Annotated in this window: 15 protein-coding genes and 1 riboswitch; of the genes, 11 read left to right on the top strand and 4 right to left on the bottom strand. The window is 66.4% G+C overall.

All coding sequences use genetic code 11. The features are described 5' to 3' along the window. Nucleotides 1–13 precede the first annotated feature (13 nt). Together IHE46_RS15735 and IHE46_RS15730 are read left to right on the top strand one after the other, a co-directional pair. Nucleotides 14–442 (top strand): type II toxin-antitoxin system RatA family toxin, encoded by a 429-nt coding sequence (locus IHE46_RS15735; protein WP_192165689.1) that lies wholly within the window; start codon nt 14–16, stop codon nt 440–442. Continuing rightward, nucleotides 435–719, top strand: a complete 285-nt coding sequence (locus IHE46_RS15730; protein WP_192165688.1) for an RnfH family protein — start codon at nt 435–437, stop codon at nt 717–719. The genes IHE46_RS15735 and IHE46_RS15730 overlap by 8 nt, the downstream gene beginning before the upstream one ends. A 6-nt stretch (nt 720–725) precedes the next feature. Here the strand turns inward: IHE46_RS15730 and bamE are convergent, their stop codons facing one another. Then, nucleotides 726–1241 (bottom strand): outer membrane protein assembly factor BamE, encoded by a 516-nt coding sequence (gene bamE, locus IHE46_RS15725; protein WP_192165686.1) that lies wholly within the window; start codon nt 1239–1241, stop codon nt 726–728. An 80-nt stretch (nt 1242–1321) separates the two neighbouring features. Here bamE and fur point away from each other — a divergent pair, with 80 nt between their 5' ends. Further along, nucleotides 1322–1744 carry a ferric iron uptake transcriptional regulator gene (gene fur / locus IHE46_RS15720; protein ID WP_192165684.1) on the top strand — a complete coding sequence of 141 codons (423 nt, stop codon included), beginning with the start codon at nt 1322–1324 and terminating at the stop codon, nt 1742–1744. Between the two features lie 357 nt (nt 1745–2101). Here fur and IHE46_RS15715 read toward each other — a convergent pair whose 3' ends face one another. Beyond that, complete coding sequence (locus tag IHE46_RS15715) at nt 2102–3703, bottom strand: MASE1 domain-containing protein (protein ID WP_192165682.1); 1602 nt, start codon at nt 3701–3703, stop codon at nt 2102–2104. Between the two features lie 234 nt (nt 3704–3937). Between IHE46_RS15715 and IHE46_RS15710 the strand changes: the two genes are divergently transcribed. Beyond that, complete coding sequence (locus IHE46_RS15710) at nt 3938–4573, top strand: response regulator transcription factor (RefSeq protein WP_192165680.1); 636 nt, start codon at nt 3938–3940, stop codon at nt 4571–4573. Nucleotides 4574–4611: 38 nt separating this feature from the next. On the opposite strand, the gene recN is transcribed toward IHE46_RS15710, so the two are convergent. Then, entirely contained in the window at nt 4612–6282 is a 1671-nt protein-coding gene (gene recN, locus IHE46_RS15705) for a DNA repair protein RecN (protein ID WP_192165678.1), read from the bottom strand. A gap of 138 nt (nt 6283–6420) precedes the next feature. On the opposite strand from recN, the gene hrcA reads away from it, so the two are divergent. The 7 genes from hrcA (at nt 6421) to IHE46_RS15670 (ending at nt 14019) form a co-directional block, all read left to right on the top strand. After that, on the top strand, nt 6421–7482 hold the full coding sequence (hrcA, locus tag IHE46_RS15700) for a heat-inducible transcriptional repressor HrcA (protein ID WP_192165676.1): 1062 nt from the start codon (nt 6421–6423) through the stop codon (nt 7480–7482). A gap of 79 nt (nt 7483–7561) precedes the next feature. Next, complete coding sequence (gene grpE / locus IHE46_RS15695) at nt 7562–8086, top strand: nucleotide exchange factor GrpE (RefSeq protein WP_192165673.1); 525 nt, start codon at nt 7562–7564, stop codon at nt 8084–8086. 132 nt (nt 8087–8218) lie between these two features. After that, the gene (dnaK, locus tag IHE46_RS15690; protein ID WP_192165671.1) at nt 8219–10135 is read left to right on the top strand and encodes a molecular chaperone DnaK; all 1917 of its coding nucleotides are present in this window, start codon (nt 8219–8221) and stop codon (nt 10133–10135) included. A 72-nt stretch (nt 10136–10207) separates the two neighbouring features. After that, complete coding sequence (locus IHE46_RS15685) at nt 10208–10801, top strand: TMEM175 family protein (protein WP_192165669.1); 594 nt, start codon at nt 10208–10210, stop codon at nt 10799–10801. Further along, complete coding sequence (dnaJ, locus tag IHE46_RS15680; RefSeq protein WP_192165668.1) at nt 10798–11919, top strand: molecular chaperone DnaJ; 1122 nt, start codon at nt 10798–10800, stop codon at nt 11917–11919. The genes IHE46_RS15685 and dnaJ overlap by 4 nt, the downstream gene beginning before the upstream one ends. 45 nt (nt 11920–11964) lie before the next feature. Next, nucleotides 11965–12762 (top strand): 4-hydroxy-tetrahydrodipicolinate reductase, encoded by a 798-nt coding sequence (gene dapB, locus IHE46_RS15675; protein WP_192165666.1) that lies wholly within the window; start codon nt 11965–11967, stop codon nt 12760–12762. A gap of 44 nt (nt 12763–12806) precedes the next feature. After that, a riboswitch (yybP-ykoY riboswitch) is annotated at nt 12807–13014 on the top strand. Continuing rightward, on the top strand, nt 13015–14019 hold the full coding sequence (locus IHE46_RS15670; protein ID WP_192165664.1) for a sodium:calcium antiporter: 1005 nt from the start codon (nt 13015–13017) through the stop codon (nt 14017–14019). Nucleotides 14020–14026: 7 nt separating this feature from the next. Here IHE46_RS15670 and IHE46_RS15665 read toward each other — a convergent pair whose 3' ends face one another. Further along, nucleotides 14027–14722: a 2OG-Fe(II) oxygenase gene (locus tag IHE46_RS15665; RefSeq protein ID WP_192165661.1), complete on the bottom strand. Its 696-nt coding sequence runs from the start codon at nt 14720–14722 to the stop codon at nt 14027–14029. Between the last annotated feature and the right edge of the window lie 39 nt (nt 14723–14761).

Here is a 14761-nt window from a genome sequence, read left to right as displayed (position 1 = left end):
ACCAGGACATACCGTGATCGAAATACGCCGCAGCGCGCTGGTACGCCATTCGCCGGAACAGATGTTCGATCTGGTCGATGACGTGGAAGCATACCCAAAGCGCTTCCCGTGGTGCTCGTCCTCCACCGTGATCGAGCGCGACGGCAACGTGCTGGTGGCCCGGCTCGACCTGCATTTTGCCGGCTTGCGGCACAGCTTCACCACCCGCAACACCGCTGAGCGGCCGCACCGCATCGACATCCGCCTGGTCGAAGGCCCGTTTCGTTCGCTGGACGGCCACTGGGGTTTCACGGCGTTGGGCGACGATGGCTGCAAGGTGGCGCTGACGCTGGATTTCGATTACGCCGGCATCGGCGGCAGCGTGCTCAAGCTGGGTTTCCAGGGGCTGGCCAATCGCATGGTGGACGATTTCTGCCGCGCCGCGGATCAGCTGCATGGCTGAGCCGGCCATTACGGTGGAAGTGATGCACGCCGGTACGCAACGTATCTGGCGTTGCCGCGTCTCGTTGCCGGCCGGAAGTACGGCGATGCAGGCGGTGCAGGCAGTTGAATGGCTGCCGCAGCTACCAGCCGAGGCGTTGGACCCACTGCGGTTGGGTATCTTCTCGCGCCGGATCGATGCGGACCAGGTACTGCGCGATGGCGATCGGGTGGAAATCTACCGGCCGCTCGCCCTCGATCCGATGGCCTCACGCCGGCGCAGGGCCGGCCAAGGCTGATCCGGATCAGTTGTTGCTGCTGCCGGAATCGCTGCCAGAGCTGCTGCCGGAGTCCCCGCCGGAATTACCGCTGGAGTCGCCGCCACCGGAATCCTTGCTGTCCTTGCCGCTCATGTCCTTGTCGCCCTTGGTGTCGTTGACCGGGTAGTCGACGTTGTACTTCTTGCTTTCCTTGAGCAGGTTCTTGTTGTTCTCGAGATAGGGGCTGCCTTCGACGCGCGCCAGGATGTCGTCGTTGAAATACAGGGTCATGGTGCTGACCTGCATCGGGCCGCCGCGGTGCGAATAGGTGGAGACATAGTCCCAGCGGCTCTGGTTGAACGGCGAAGCCACCGACGGCGTGCCGACCAGCAGCAGCACTTGGCGCTTGGTCAGGCCGGGCTTGAGCTGATCCACCGCCTTCTGATCGATGGTCTTGTCGAGCAGGTTGCCCTGGCGCACATCCTGCGTATAGACCAGATGGCAGCCGGAAACGGCAAGCGCCAACAGCGCGACAACCGGCAGGGTGATCAGCTTGTGCATGCGTGAAGCGTCCAGATCGTGAAGGTGTGGATGATACACTACCGGTTCGGCATCGCCGCGCCGGCGTGAGGTGGCAAATGATGGAACAGGAAACCAAGGAGCTGCGCAGGGTCGGTCTCAAGGTGACCCATCCGCGCATGCGCATCCTGCAGATCTTCGACGAGGAGGAGGGCAACCACCTCACCGCCGAAGACGTCTACAAGAAGCTGCTTGCCCATCAAGAGGACATCGGCCTGGCCACGGTGTACCGCGTGCTGACCCAGTTCGAAGCGGCCGGCATCGTCGTCAAGCACAACTTCGAGGGCGGCCAGGCCGTTTACGAACTCGATCGTGGCAAGCATCACGACCACATGATCGATGTGGACAGCGGAAAGGTCATCGAGTTCGTCAGCGAGGAGATCGAGCGCCTGCAGCGCGAGGTCGCGGCCCGCCACGGCTATGTGATCGAAGACCACAGCCTGGTGCTGTACGTGCGCCCCAAGAACCGCGCTCGCAAAGGCTGATTCCGCCCGATTTCCCGATTCCTCGGCAAGCCCCCGGCCGCCCACCAATCACCGGGTGCGGCTTCGCTGCTGCATCTGTCATGGAAGTGGCGCCGCCAAGGGATGTGGCAGGCGCAAAAAAAATCGCGAGGAAGGACTCCTGTCCACCTCGCGATTGCCTCGGTACCTTTCGGATGTCAGGCCTGCGAATTGCTCGCTGGACCCTTCATCCCTGGTAACGACCAGATGGCTTCCTGCCATCACTCCGGAGTCGCCGTCCCCACGAGGACTCCGGCACGCCATCTCACGATGGCGGCTCCCCCACATCGATGGAAAAATCCTAACGAAGCTTTCACGCTCTGGGTATCGGAAAATTTCCTAGATGGTCCGAAGCGTGACCGGTAAGTCATTGTTGCTTCGCAACAAAACGCGTAAGTGTACGCCGCGTGACGAGGGGCGCAGCTGGAACAGGCCGCCCAATGAAGTGACACGGTCGCGCATGCCCTGCATGCCACGCCCGCCGCGCGACGGGCGTTCGGGCAGGCCGATGCCGTTGTCGCGCAGGTCGAGTAGGGCCAGCGCCGCGCCGTGGCGCTCTCCGATGCGCAAGCGCAGCCGGAATTCGCTGGCCTTGGCATGCTTGACGGCGTTGGTGGCGCTCTCCTGCGCCAGCCGATAGATCGCGGTGCGGGTGTCGTCGTCCAGCAGGCGCGGATCGCCGTGCAATTCGGTGTGGTAGCTGATGCCTGCCGCGTTCAGCAGGTCGCGGATCGGGCCTTCGTCCAGCGCGCGCAGCAGGCCGAATTCGTCCAGCACGGCGGGGCGCAGATCGTCCAGCAAGCGGTGCAGGGCGCGGCGCATGTGGGCGAGGATGCCGTTGATCGAGGTGCCGATGTCCTCGAGACCGGCCTGTTGCAGGCGGGCCTGCGCGAGCTTCACGTGGGTCTGGATCGCCGTGATGTTCTGCCCCAGCTCGTCATGCAGTTCGGCAGCCATGTGTTTGCGCTGGTTTTCCTCGGCCTGCAGGTTGCCGCGGGCGGCGGCGCGCAGTTGCCGCGCCAACTGGTCCAGCCGCCGGTTGATCGCGGCGAGGTGGGTGTTCTGCTCGGCTACGCGCAGCTTGCTTCGGCGCAGCGCATCGGTGGCCGAGCCGAGCATCAAGGTGCCGGTGCCGGCCACGGCCAGGAACAGGTAGCCGGCGGCCGAGGGGGCATGGCCGAGCCGCTGGTCCAGCACGGTCATGCCGAGGCTGGAGACGATCATGGCCAGGGCGGCGCCGCGCCAGCCATGGCGGAAGGCGAAGAACAGCACCGGCGCCAGCGACAGCGCGCGGGCGAACTGCGGCTGCGACGAGGCCTGTTCGGACAGCAGCAGCAAGATGGCCATGGCCGGCAGCATGACCTGCAGGCCGTCCAGCGCCAGGCCCGCCAGAGAATGACGACCGGGCGGAGAGCGCAGCAGCAGGATCATCACCGGCACGACCAGCAGCACGCTGAGGTAATCGCCCAGCAGCTCGTTGCCCAGCATGTGGATCAGGGCATCTTCGGCCGCGGTGGTATGGATCACTGTGAGCAGGCCGATGTCCACCGCCGCAGTGGCGAGCACCACGAGCATCGCGGCCAGTAGCAAGCGGGCCGTTTCCTGCGGGTTGTGCAGGTTCGTGCCCGCGTGGGGGTTGAAGCGGCGCAGCAGCCACAGGCTCGCCGCGGTCACCAACGGTTCGGGCAGTTCGCCGAGGAAATAGCCCTTCCAGCCCATCGGCAATCCGTCGTGGAGGCTCATGCCCGCGGAGGCGACCAGTTCGGCTCCCAGCAACCAGCCCCAACTGCGTACGGGCAGCAGCAGCAACGCACCGAAACGCATGCCGTAAGGCAGCATCCAATACGGTTGCGCCGTCGGCGACAGCAGCACCCACAACAACAGGTAGAGCGCCCCCAGCAGCGGGCCGGAGTGCAGTGGACGGAAGGGTCTGTTGCGCATCCTTGTGATGGTACATGGGCGATCCGTGTCGCAGCTGCGCGAGAGCGAGGGCGTAAATGCCCGGGACTAGGCTTGTCGCGGCAGCGCAATCAGCCAGACATCCGTGTCTAGGGACTTTTGGCGGTGCGTTGGCTTGCCTCGGTCCGATGAGGCGGGAGCCGATTGGAATATGTGCCGTTCGGCAGCGCTTGCAACGCGGGTGATTTCCATCACTCAAGCTCCTACAGTAGGCGGATGTACAGCATTGTCCTTGTCGATGACCACGCCATCGTGCGCGAAGGCTTCAAGCGCCTGATCGGGCTGGAGCCCGATCTCAAGGTGGTGGGCGAGTGCCGCAGCGCGGACGACGCGGTGGAAGTGGTGTCGCAGCACCGCCCCGACCTGGTGGCGCTGGACCTCTCGCTGCCCGACGGCAGCGGCCTGCCCCTGATCGAACACCTTGGCAGCGTGTCGCCGGACACGCGCGTCGTGGTGCTGAGCATGCACGACGGCGAACCCTACGTCTCCGAGGCCTTGCGCCGCGGCGCCAGCGGCTACGTGACCAAGGGCGTGGCGCCTGAGGAACTGGTGGCCGGCCTGCGCGCAGTGATGCAGGGCGAGCGCTTCCTCAGTTCCGACCTGCGCCAGCGCCGTGCCGAGCAGCCGGAATCCGCGCTTGATCCGCTGCACCGCCTGACCGCCCGCGAACGCGAGGTTTTCCTGCTGCTCGCCTGCGGCAAGACACCCAAGCAGGTGGCGGCAGAACTGGGCATCGGCCAGAAGACCGTCTATATCCACCGCGCCAGTGTGATGGGCAAGCTCAACGCGGGCTCGGAACTGGAGCTTTACCGGATGGCCAGCGAGCGCGGACTGTTGCCGGCCAACGGCTAGAGCCCGCGCAGCGCCCTTGGCCTGCGTCGAACAGTCTCTCAGGCCTGTGCGCGTTCCAGCATCTGCTTCGCATGGGCGCGGGTCTCGCGGGTGATTTCCACGCCGCCTAGCATGCGGGCCAGTTCGTCGCGCCGGCCTTCGGCGTTCAGCGACTGGATCTGCGTACGGGTATGGCTGCCGTCGCTGTGCTTGCTCACGAACAGATGCGCGTGGCCTTGTGCGGCCACCTGGGGCAGGTGGGTGACGCACAGCACCTGACGCTGGCCGCCCAGCGCGCGCAGCTTCTGGCCGACGACTTCCGCCACCGCGCCGCCGATGCCGCTGTCCACTTCGTCGAATACCATGGTGCCTACGCTGTCGTTGCCCAGGGTGGCGACTTCGATGGCTAGGCTGATGCGCGCGAGTTCGCCGCCGGAGGCCACCTTGCGCAATGCGCGCGGCGGCTGGCCGGGATTGGCGCTGACCAGCAGCTCGCAACGCTCGCGGCCCTGCGGATCGGGCTCTTCGCCATCGGCAGGTTCCAGTTCGACCTTGAGTACGCCGCCCGCCATGCCCAGTTCGGCCATCAGGGAGCTGACTTCCTTGCCCAGCTTTTCTGCGGCTTTCCGGCGCGATTTGCCCAGCTTTTCTGCAGCCTGGTCGTAGTCGCTGCGGGCGCGGTCGCGCTGGGCGGCGAGTTGTTCCAGCGCTTCGCCGGCACCCTCCAGTTCGGCCAGTTCAGCGTGCAGGGCATGGACCTTGTCGTGCAGCTCGGCAATCGGCAGGCGATGGCGGCGACCTAGCTCGTGCAGGCGGGCGAGGTGGGCATCGACTTCGGCGAAGCGCTCCGGATCGAGGTCGACATCCTGCGCGTAGCGTTCCAGCGTGTCGGTGGCCTCGTGGAGCTGGATCGCGGCGTTGTCCAGCAGTTCCAGCACGGGATTCAGCGTGTCGTCCAATGCAGCGAGCTTGCCCAGTTCGGCATGGGCACGGCCCAGCGCGCGGCGCAGCGCGAATTCGCCATCGCCATCCAGCAGCTCGACCACGCCGGCAGCGCCTTCGGCGAGCCGGCCGGCGTTGGCGAGGCGCTTGTGGCTGGCTTCCAGTTCGGCCAGCTCGGTGCCCGGCAACGCCCATTGCTCCAGCTCGGCGAGTTCGTGGCGCAACAGCTCCAGCCGCTGTTCGCGATCCGCGCCGCCGCTCAGGCGGCGGATGCGCGCGCCGAGTTCGCGCCATTGCACGGCCAGTTCGCGCACCTGCGCGGCCAGCGGTTCGTGGCCGGCATGGGCATCGAGCAGGGCGAGCTGGTGGGCGCGGGAAAGCAGCGCCTGGTGCTCGTGCTGGCCGTGGATCTCGACCAGCAGGGAGGCCAGTTCGCCCAGCTGGCCGGCGCTGGCGGGGCGGCCGTTGATCCACGCGCGCGAGCTGCCTTCGGCGCGGATCACGCGGCGCAACTGGCAGGCCTCGCCGTCGTCCAGTTCCTCGCGTGCCAGCCATGCCTGGGCCTCGGGCAGGGTGGCGAGGTCGAATTCGGCGGACAATTCCGCGCGATCGCTGCCCGTGCGCACCATGCCGCTGTCGGCGCGCGCGCCGGCGAGCAGCAGCAGGGCATCCACCAGCAGCGACTTGCCGGCGCCGGTTTCGCCGCTGACGACGGTAAGGCCGGTACCGAAATCGACTTCGGCTTGTTCGACGACGGCGAAATGGCGGACGTGTAGCGAGGTGAGCATGGCGGGCTGGCGGCAGTCCGGAGGTGGTCGGGTGATTGTAGCGGCTGGCCTGCGGCTACAATTCATGCGGCAGCTTGCATCGCAGGCACGCAAACCCTATTTCTTTCCTGTCTCACCGATTGCTACTCGCCACGGCGCATGTCCCGTCCTTACGACCATGAACTCGATGCACGCACGCGGCGCCTGCTGCGCAGCCTGATCGCGCAATATCTGGCCGACGGCGAGCCGGTGGGTTCCCGCACGCTGTCCCGTTCCTCGGGGCTGGACGTGAGCCCGGCGACCATCCGCAACATCATGGCCGACCTCGAGGAGGCCGGCCTGGTGGCCTCGCCGCACACGTCGGCGGGGCGCATTCCTACGCCGCGCGGCCTGCGCCTGTTCGTGGACAGTCTGATCGAGCTGCAGCCGCTGCAGCACGAGGATATGGCCCGCCTGCAGCGCGAACTGCCGCCGGGGCCGGCGACCACACGCGACCTGCTGGGCAACGCTTCCAGCCTGTTGTCTGCCATGACGCACTTTGCCGGCGTGGTGACGGTGCCGCGACAGGCGGATTTTCCGCTGCGCCACATCGATTTCGTGCCGTTGCCCGACGCACGAGTGCTGGTGATCCTGGTGTTCTCCGACAACCAGGTGCAGAACCGCGTGGTGCAGCTGGCCAAGCCGCTGGACGGCCGCGAGCTGGAGCAGGCGGCGAATTACCTCAATGCCCATTACGTCGGCCGGCGCGTGGACGACATCCGCGCCCACCTGCTGGCCGAGTTGCGCGCGGCGGGCAGCGAGCTGAACCGGCTGGTGGCGAATGCCACCGAGCTGGCTACGGCTTCGTTCGCGCCGCAGGCCGAGGGCGACGAGGTGCTGGTCAGTGGCCAGACCAACCTCATGGGCTATGCCGAACTGGCCGACCTGCAGCGCCTGCGCGAACTGTTCGAGGCGTTCCAGCAGAAGAACGGGCTGCTGCAGCTGATGGAGTCGTGCGCACGGGCGCCGGGCGTGCGGCTGTTCATCGGCGAGGAATCGGGCTTCGCGGCGCTGGACGGCTGCAGCGTGGTCACCGCCAGCTATGGCGTGCAGGGGCGCGTGCTGGGGGCGGTGGGCGTGATAGGCCCCACGCGCATGGCCTACGAGCGGGTGATACCGGTGGTGCAGGCCACCGCCGGGCTGCTCAGCGATGCCTTGAATCGCGCGGCGACGGCCTCATAAAAAGCGCGGGAGGCGGGGTTGCCCGCAGGTTTTGAATCGGTCGGCGCATGCCGGCCACGGACAAGGTTTGGAGTCATTCATGCAGAACAACGATCCGCACCCGGCGTCCGACGTCGATGCCGCCAGCGAGGCGCTCAACGCCGACATCGAGGCGCTCAAGGCGCGCGTGGCCGAGGTGGAGGCCGGCAACAGCGAGCTGCGCGAGACCGTGCTGCGCGAGAAGGCCGAGCTGGAAAACCAGCGCCGCCGGCTGCATCGCGACCTGGAGCAGGCGCGCCGCTTCGCCAACGAGAAGCTGCTGAACGAGCTGCTGCCCGTGTTCGACGGCCTGGAAAGCGGCCTCGCGGTGGAAACCGCCGACGTGACGGCGATGCGCGAAGGCCTTGGCCTCACGCTCAAGTCGCTGCTGAAGGTGGGCGAGAACCATGGTCTGGCGCAGGTCGATCCGCTGGGCCAGCCGCTGGACCCCGAGCGCCACCACGCGGTCAGCATGGTCGAAGCGCCCGGTACGCCGGCGGGCACCGTGGTCAGCGTCCTGCAGAAAGGCTACGTGTTGAACGACCGTCTGCTGCGCCCCGCGCTGGTGGCGGTGGCGAAAGACTGACAGAGGCTGAACCGCGCGCCACGGGCGCGACGCATCCGGAGTCCCGTCGGCATTGATTCGCCGCACGCGGGCCCCATCTGGAAAACCATTGCGCGGCCGTGGGGGCCGCCTTCGAGATTCGGGAGCACATTCATGGGCAAGATCATCGGCATCGACCTGGGCACTACCAATTCCTGCGTGTCCGTGATGGACGGCAGCACCACCAAGGTCATCGAGAATTCGGAGGGCGACCGCACCACGCCGTCCATCGTGGCTTTCAGCAAGGACGGCGAAGTGCTGGTGGGCGCGCCGGCCAAGCGCCAGGGCGTGACCAATCCCAAGAACACGTTCTATGCGGTGAAGCGCCTGATCGGCCGCAAGTTCACCGATGCCGAGGTGCAGAAGGACATCCACATCGTGCCGTACTCCATCGTCGCCAACGACAACGGCGACGCATGGGTGGCCACCGGCGACGGCAAGAAGATGGCGCCGCCGGAAGTCTCCGCCAAGGTGCTGATGAAGATGAAGAAGACCGCCGAGGACTATCTCGGCGAGCCGGTCACCGAGGCCGTCATCACGGTGCCCGCCTACTTCAACGACAGCCAGCGCCAGGCCACCAAGGACGCCGGCCGCATCGCCGGCCTGGAAGTGAAGCGCATCATCAACGAGCCGACCGCGGCTGCGCTGGCCTACGGCCTGGACAAGAAGGGCGGCGACCGCAAGATCGCGGTGTACGACCTGGGCGGCGGTACCTTCGACGTGTCGATCATCGAGATCGCCGAGGTCGACGGCGAGAAGCAGTTCGAAGTGCTGGCCACCAACGGCGACACCTTCCTCGGTGGCGAAGACTTCGACATGCGCGTCATCGACTATTTAGTCGAGGAATTCCAGAAGGACCAGGGCATCGACCTGCGCAAGGATCCGCTGGCCCTGCAGCGCCTGAAGGACGCCGCCGAGCGCGCCAAGATCGAGCTGTCCTCCTCGCACCAGACCGAGGTGAACCTGCCGTACGTGACGGCCGACGCTTCCGGCCCGAAGCACCTCAACATCAAGCTCACCCGCGCCAAGCTGGAAGCGCTGGTGGAAGACCTGGTCAAGCGCACCATCGAGCCGTGCCGTACCGCGCTCAATGATGCCGGCCTGCGCGTGTCCGATGTCGACGAGGTGATCCTGGTCGGCGGCCAGACCCGCATGCCCAAGGTGCAGGAGTCGGTGAAGGACTTCTTCGGCAAGGAGCCGCGCAAGGACGTCAACCCGGATGAGGCCGTGGCCGTGGGCGCAGCGATCCAGGGCGGCGTGCTGGGCGGTTCGGTCAAGGACGTGCTGCTGCTCGACGTGACCCCGCTGTCGCTGGGCATCGAGACCATGGGCGGCGTGATGACCAAGCTGATCGAGAAGAACACCACGGTGCCGACCAAGGCGGCGCAGACCTTCTCCACCGCCGACGACAACCAGACCGCGGTGACCGTACACGTGCTGCAGGGCGAGCGCGAACGCGCCAACGCCAACAAGTCGCTGGGCAAGTTCGACCTGCAGGGCATCGATGCGGCGCCGCGCGGCATGCCGCAGATCGAAGTGACCTTCGACATCGACGCCAATGGCATCCTGCACGTGTCGGCCAAGGACAAGAAGACCGGCAAGGAACAGAAGATCGAGATCAAGGCCGGCTCGGGCCTGTCCGAGGAAGAGATCGCCCGCATGGTGGCCGACGCCGAGGCCAACAAGGAAGAAGACAAGAAGTTCCACGAACTGGTGGGCACGCGCAACAAGGCGGACCAGCTGGTGCATGCCACCCGCGGTGCGCTGAAGGAGCACGGCGGCAAGGTCGGCGCGCAGATCGGCAGCATCGAAGAGGCGCTGTCGGAGCTGGAGAAGGTCAAGGACGGCGACGACAAGGCGCTGATCGAGTCGAAGATCTCCAAGCTCGAACAGGCCGCCCAGGCGCTGTACGCCGCTGCCCAGGGTCAGGGCCCGGCGGATGCCGGCGCACAGCCCGGCCCGCACGGTTCGGCCCAGCCCGACGACGTGGTGGATGCCGAGTTCACCGAAGTGAAGGACGACAAAAAGTAATCGTCGCTTATAGTCATGCGGCCGGATCCCGCGGTTCTCCGCGGGATCCGGCCGGTTTCATCGGGGGAGCGGATGACCAAAGAACGGATGACGGCCTTCACCGACGGTGTGGTGGCGATCCTCATCACCATCATGGTGCTGGAACTGAAGGTGCCGGATGGGCACGACCCGCAGGCGTTGCTGGCGCAGTGGCCGCTGTTCCTGGCTTATGCGCTCAGTTACATCAACGTGGGGCTGATCTGGAACAACCATCACCACATCCTGATGGCCGTCGAGCATATCGACGGCCGCGTGCTGTGGGGCAATCTGGCCGTGCTGTTCTGGCTGTCGCTGTTGCCGTTCGTCACGGCATGGATGGGCGAGAGCCACTACGCGCCATTTCCGACGGCGTTGTACGGCGTCGTCATGCTGTGTATCGCCGTGTGCTGGCATATTACGGTGAGCAGCCTGATCCGCTGCAACGGCGGCGAGAAGTCGTTTCTGGCCTCGGCCATCGGCGGCCGCATGGATCCCAAGACCATGACCTCGGCGCTCCTCAACATCGTGGCCATTCCCTCGGCGTTGCTGGGCTACTCCTGGGCGGCGATTGTTTGTTACCTGTGCATCGCCGCACTCTGGATCGTTCCCGACCGTCGCATTGAGAGCAAGTTGATTTCCAAGACATGAGCAAGCGCGATTACTACGAAGTCCTCAGTGTCGAACGCACGGTTACCGAGGTCGAGCTGAAAAAGTCCTTCCGCCGCCTGGCGATGAAGTACCACCCGGACCGCAACCCCGACGATCCCGCGACGCAGGAGAAGTTCAAGGAGGCCAAGGAGGCCTACGAAGTGCTCTCCGACGCGCAGAAGCGCGCGCTGTACGACCAGTACGGCCACGCCGCCTTCGAGGGCGGCATGGGCGGTCGCGGCGGCGGCGGTTTCGGCGACATGGGCGATATCTTCGGCGACATCTTCGGCGACATCTTCGGCGGTGGCCGCAGTCGCCAGCCACGCCGCGGCGCCGACCTGCGCTACATCATGGAACTCGATCTCGAAGAGGCCGTGTTCGGCATCGAGCGCAAGATCGAGATCCCGTCCCAGGTCAACTGCCACCATTGCAACGGCAGCGGTTCGGCCGACGGCAAGACTACGCAATGCAAGACCTGCCATGGCCATGGCCGCGTGCGCATGCAGAACGGCATCTTCTCGATCCAGCAGGCCTGCCCGCATTGCGGCGGCAGCGGCCAGACCATCGAGAAGCCTTGCAAGCAGTGCCACGGCGAAGGCCGGCTCGAGGAAACCCGCACGCTGTCGGTGAAGATTCCCGCCGGCGTGGACAACGGCGACCGCATCCGCCTGACCGGGCAGGGCGAAGCCGGTCCGGCCGGCACGCCGGCCGGCGACCTATACGTGGAAGTGCGCGTGCGCGAGCACGCGATCTTCCAGCGCGAGAGCAACGACCTCTATTGCGAAGTGCCGATCCGTTTCTCGCAGGCCGCGCTCGGTGCGGAACTGCCGGTGCCCACGCTGGAAGGCGAGGTCCCGATCACCATCCCGCCGGAAACCCAGACCGGCCAGAGCTTCCGCCTGCGCGGGCGCGGCGTGAAGTCGGTGCGCAACGGCCGTACCGGCGACCTGATCTGCCGCGTAGTGGTGGAAACGCCCGTGCGGCTGACCAAGCAGCAGCGCGAATTGCTGGAGCAGCTCGAGGCCAGCTTCAACGAAGGCAGGGCCGAAGAGCACATGCCGCGTGCGCACAACTGGTTCGACGGTGTGAAACAATTCTGGTCGAAGGTGACTTCGTAAGTTAACTTTGGACGTCCGTTTGCCGCCTATGCCGGGATGTCCGCCATGACCAGTTCGCCGCTCCGCCTCGCCATCAATGGCGCCTCCGGCCGCATGGGCCAGGCCCTGCTGTCGCTGTTGCGCGTCGACGGCCGCTACGAACTGGCGCATGCGGTGGTGTCGCCCGGTTCGGTGCATGACGGCGAACCCGTCTGGCTGGGGCAGGGCTTGCGCTATGCGCATGACTGGTCGCGCGCGCCCTCGCTGGACGCGGTGATCGACTTCAGCGGCCCGGCCGGCCTAACAGCTGCGCTGGAGCATTGCCTCGCGCACGGCATCCCGCTGGTGACCGGAACCACCGGGCTCGATGCCGCCCAGCAGGCTAGGTTGGATGCTGCCGGAACACGCATCGCGCTGCTGCGCGCGGCGAACTTCAGCCTGGGCGTGGCGCTGCTGTCGCGCCTGCTGCGCGAGGCCGCCGCCGCGATGCCGGAGTGGGACCTGGAAATCGTCGAGGCCCATCACGGACGCAAGCAGGATGCGCCCTCGGGCACTGCGCTGGCGCTGGGCCACGCCGCTGCCGCGGCGCGCGGCACCACGCTGGAGGCCAGCGCGGTGTATAGCCGCGAAGGGCGTACGGGCGAGCGCGTTCCCGGCAGCATCGGTTTCGCCGTGGTGCGCGGCGGCGACATCGTGGGCGAGCACCAGGCGCTGCTGATCGGCCAGGGCGAGCGGCTGGAGTTGGGCCACCGCGCCACCGATCGTACGATCTTCGCCCGTGGCGCGCTGCAGGCGGCACGCTGGCTGGTGGGCCGCGCTGCGGGTCACTGGCAACTGGAAGACGTGTTCGCGCCGTTGGGCTGAGCGCGCAAAAACTTGCCACGCCCGCTGGCGATCATTACCATCGCCAGCCTGTCATTGGGGAGTAGCCAGCCTCATCCCCGAGGCGTTCGCATCAACAGACTTGGTTGCCTTCGCGGCGCCATGGTGCGAACGGTAGGCGTCGCCGTGCGACGCCTTGCCCGGCGAGACCTTTGGCCAGCGACGTGTTCACCCGGCCGGGCGAACGATGTCGTTGCGCCATCGGTTTGTCCGTTCGCCCGGCCCGGATCTCCCATGCTGCTTACCCTCGTCCTGTTCTTCGCATCTGCGGGTGCGATCTATCTGGCCTGCGAATACTTCGTCAACGGCGTCGAATGGCTGGGCCGCAAGCTCGACCTGGGCGCCACCGCGACCGGTACCGTGCTGGCCGCGTTCGGCACTGCCTTGCCGGAAAGCGCCGTCACTTTCGTCGCGGTCATCTTCGGCAAGACACCGGCGGCGCGCGATATCGGCGTGGGCGCGGCGATGGGCGGTCCCCTCGTCCTGTCCACCATCGCCTATGCCGTGGTTGGCGTCGCGCTGTGGGTGCATCGCAAGCGCCTGCAGCGCACCGACGGGCTGGTGCGGGTCGATCATCGTCGGTTGGCCCGCGATCAGGGATGGTTTCTGGCGATCTTCGCGCTCAAGGTCGGCCTTGGCCTGGTGGCCTTTGCGCTCAAGCCCGCATTTGGCGTGGTGTTCCTGCTGGCCTATGCAGCGTACGTGTGGCGCGAGATGCGCAGCGACGACACGGCGCCGGTCGAAGAGGAACTGGAGCCGCTGAAGTTTCGTCCACGCCAGGCGCAACCATCCATGACGTGGGTGCTGCTGCAGACGCTGGTCGCCCTGGTGGTGATCGCCGCGGCTTCGCGGGTGTTTGTGGGTCAGCTGGAAGCCATTGGCGCAGTGCTCGCGTGGCCGCCGCATCTGGTGGCGCTGGTGCTGAGCCCGGTGGCGACCGAGCTGCCGGAAACGCTCAACGCGCTGATCTGGGTGCGCCAGGGCAAGGAGCGCCTGGCGTTGGCGAATATTTCCGGCGCGATGATGATCCAGGCCACCATCCCCAGCGCCTTGGCGATTTTCGCCACGCCGTGGCTGTTCGATCGTCCGCTGATCGTGTCAGGCGCCCTTACCGCTGCTGCCATTGCCTACCTGTGGTGGCTGTTCCGGCGCGGCCGCGCGGACGCGCACCGGTTGCTGCCGGTCGGCCTGCTGTACGGCGTGTTCGCCGCTTACGTGCTCTGGCATTTCGCCCGTTGAAGGGCGCTCAGTCGCGGTGCGCGGCGTTGCGATCGCGGCCGGCGCCGTATTGCGTGTCCAGCTTGCCGAACAGCTTCTTGAACAGGCGGGAGAATTTGCCGCGCTTGGTCTTGCGCAGCTTTTCTTCTTCGCTGGTAAGCCAGGCGACCTGGATCACCCGGCGTTCGCCCTCGTAGGGCAAGTGGCCATGGAAGGAGTTGTCGCAGCGCTTGAACACGGCGAACTCGCCGTACAGCGGCGGCAGCTCGGGAGTGACCATGGCATCGATGTCGTCGATTTTGCCGAGGAAGCGCAGGCAGCCGTCGCTGGTGTCGGGCCACTGCGGGTTGAGATAGAGCAGGGCGGTGGCCACCTTGGATTTGCTGTCGGTGTGAATGGTGCCGTGGCGCTTGTTCAGCAGCCGGCACAGCGTCACCAGGGTGGGATATTGGCCGAGGTTGTCGATGCCGAGCTTGCGGCCGATCAGGCTGGCGAACTCCGGCGTGGTGAGCTGCTCGATCAGCGCATTGACCGTTGGACCGCAGTCGGCAGGATCCCACGGAAAGAAGCCCGCGCTGGGATAGCGCGGAAAGTCGCGGTCCAGGTCGCCGCGCGCCTCGTCGGGCAATTGGCCGTGGGCCACCATGAAAGGGAACGGCTCCGACTGCACCAGCGTGTCCGGGCGATCAAAACGGGCAGGATCGAGCAGGGCATCCGGACACATGGGCAAGCTTCATTCCCCTGGAAACGTTGCGCCAGTGTA

Source organism: Rhodanobacter sp. DHG33, assembly GCF_014843005.1.
Classification (GTDB): Bacteria; Pseudomonadota; Gammaproteobacteria; order Xanthomonadales; family Rhodanobacteraceae; genus Rhodanobacter_A.
This window is presented reverse-complemented; position numbering and strand designations above follow the sequence as displayed.

Coding starts and splice junctions, on each gene's coding strand:
- IHE46_RS15730 (WP_192165688.1), top strand. CDS start 435: ATGGCTGAGCCGGCCATTACGGTGGAAGTGATGCACGCCGGTACGCAA.
- bamE (WP_192165686.1), bottom strand. CDS start 1,241: ATGCACAAGCTGATCACCCTGCCGGTTGTCGCGCTGTTGGCGCTTGCC.
- fur (WP_192165684.1), top strand. CDS start 1,322: ATGGAACAGGAAACCAAGGAGCTGCGCAGGGTCGGTCTCAAGGTGACC.
- IHE46_RS15715 (WP_192165682.1), bottom strand. CDS start 3,703: ATGCGCAACAGACCCTTCCGTCCACTGCACTCCGGCCCGCTGCTGGGG.
- IHE46_RS15710 (WP_192165680.1), top strand. CDS start 3,938: ATGTACAGCATTGTCCTTGTCGATGACCACGCCATCGTGCGCGAAGGC.
- recN (WP_192165678.1), bottom strand. CDS start 6,282: ATGCTCACCTCGCTACACGTCCGCCATTTCGCCGTCGTCGAACAAGCC.
- hrcA (WP_192165676.1), top strand. CDS start 6,421: ATGTCCCGTCCTTACGACCATGAACTCGATGCACGCACGCGGCGCCTG.
- grpE (WP_192165673.1), top strand. CDS start 7,562: ATGCAGAACAACGATCCGCACCCGGCGTCCGACGTCGATGCCGCCAGC.
- dnaK (WP_192165671.1), top strand. CDS start 8,219: ATGGGCAAGATCATCGGCATCGACCTGGGCACTACCAATTCCTGCGTG.
- IHE46_RS15685 (WP_192165669.1), top strand. CDS start 10,208: ATGACCAAAGAACGGATGACGGCCTTCACCGACGGTGTGGTGGCGATC.
- dnaJ (WP_192165668.1), top strand. CDS start 10,798: ATGAGCAAGCGCGATTACTACGAAGTCCTCAGTGTCGAACGCACGGTT.
- dapB (WP_192165666.1), top strand. CDS start 11,965: ATGACCAGTTCGCCGCTCCGCCTCGCCATCAATGGCGCCTCCGGCCGC.
- IHE46_RS15670 (WP_192165664.1), top strand. CDS start 13,015: ATGCTGCTTACCCTCGTCCTGTTCTTCGCATCTGCGGGTGCGATCTAT.
- IHE46_RS15665 (WP_192165661.1), bottom strand. CDS start 14,722: ATGTGTCCGGATGCCCTGCTCGATCCTGCCCGTTTTGATCGCCCGGAC.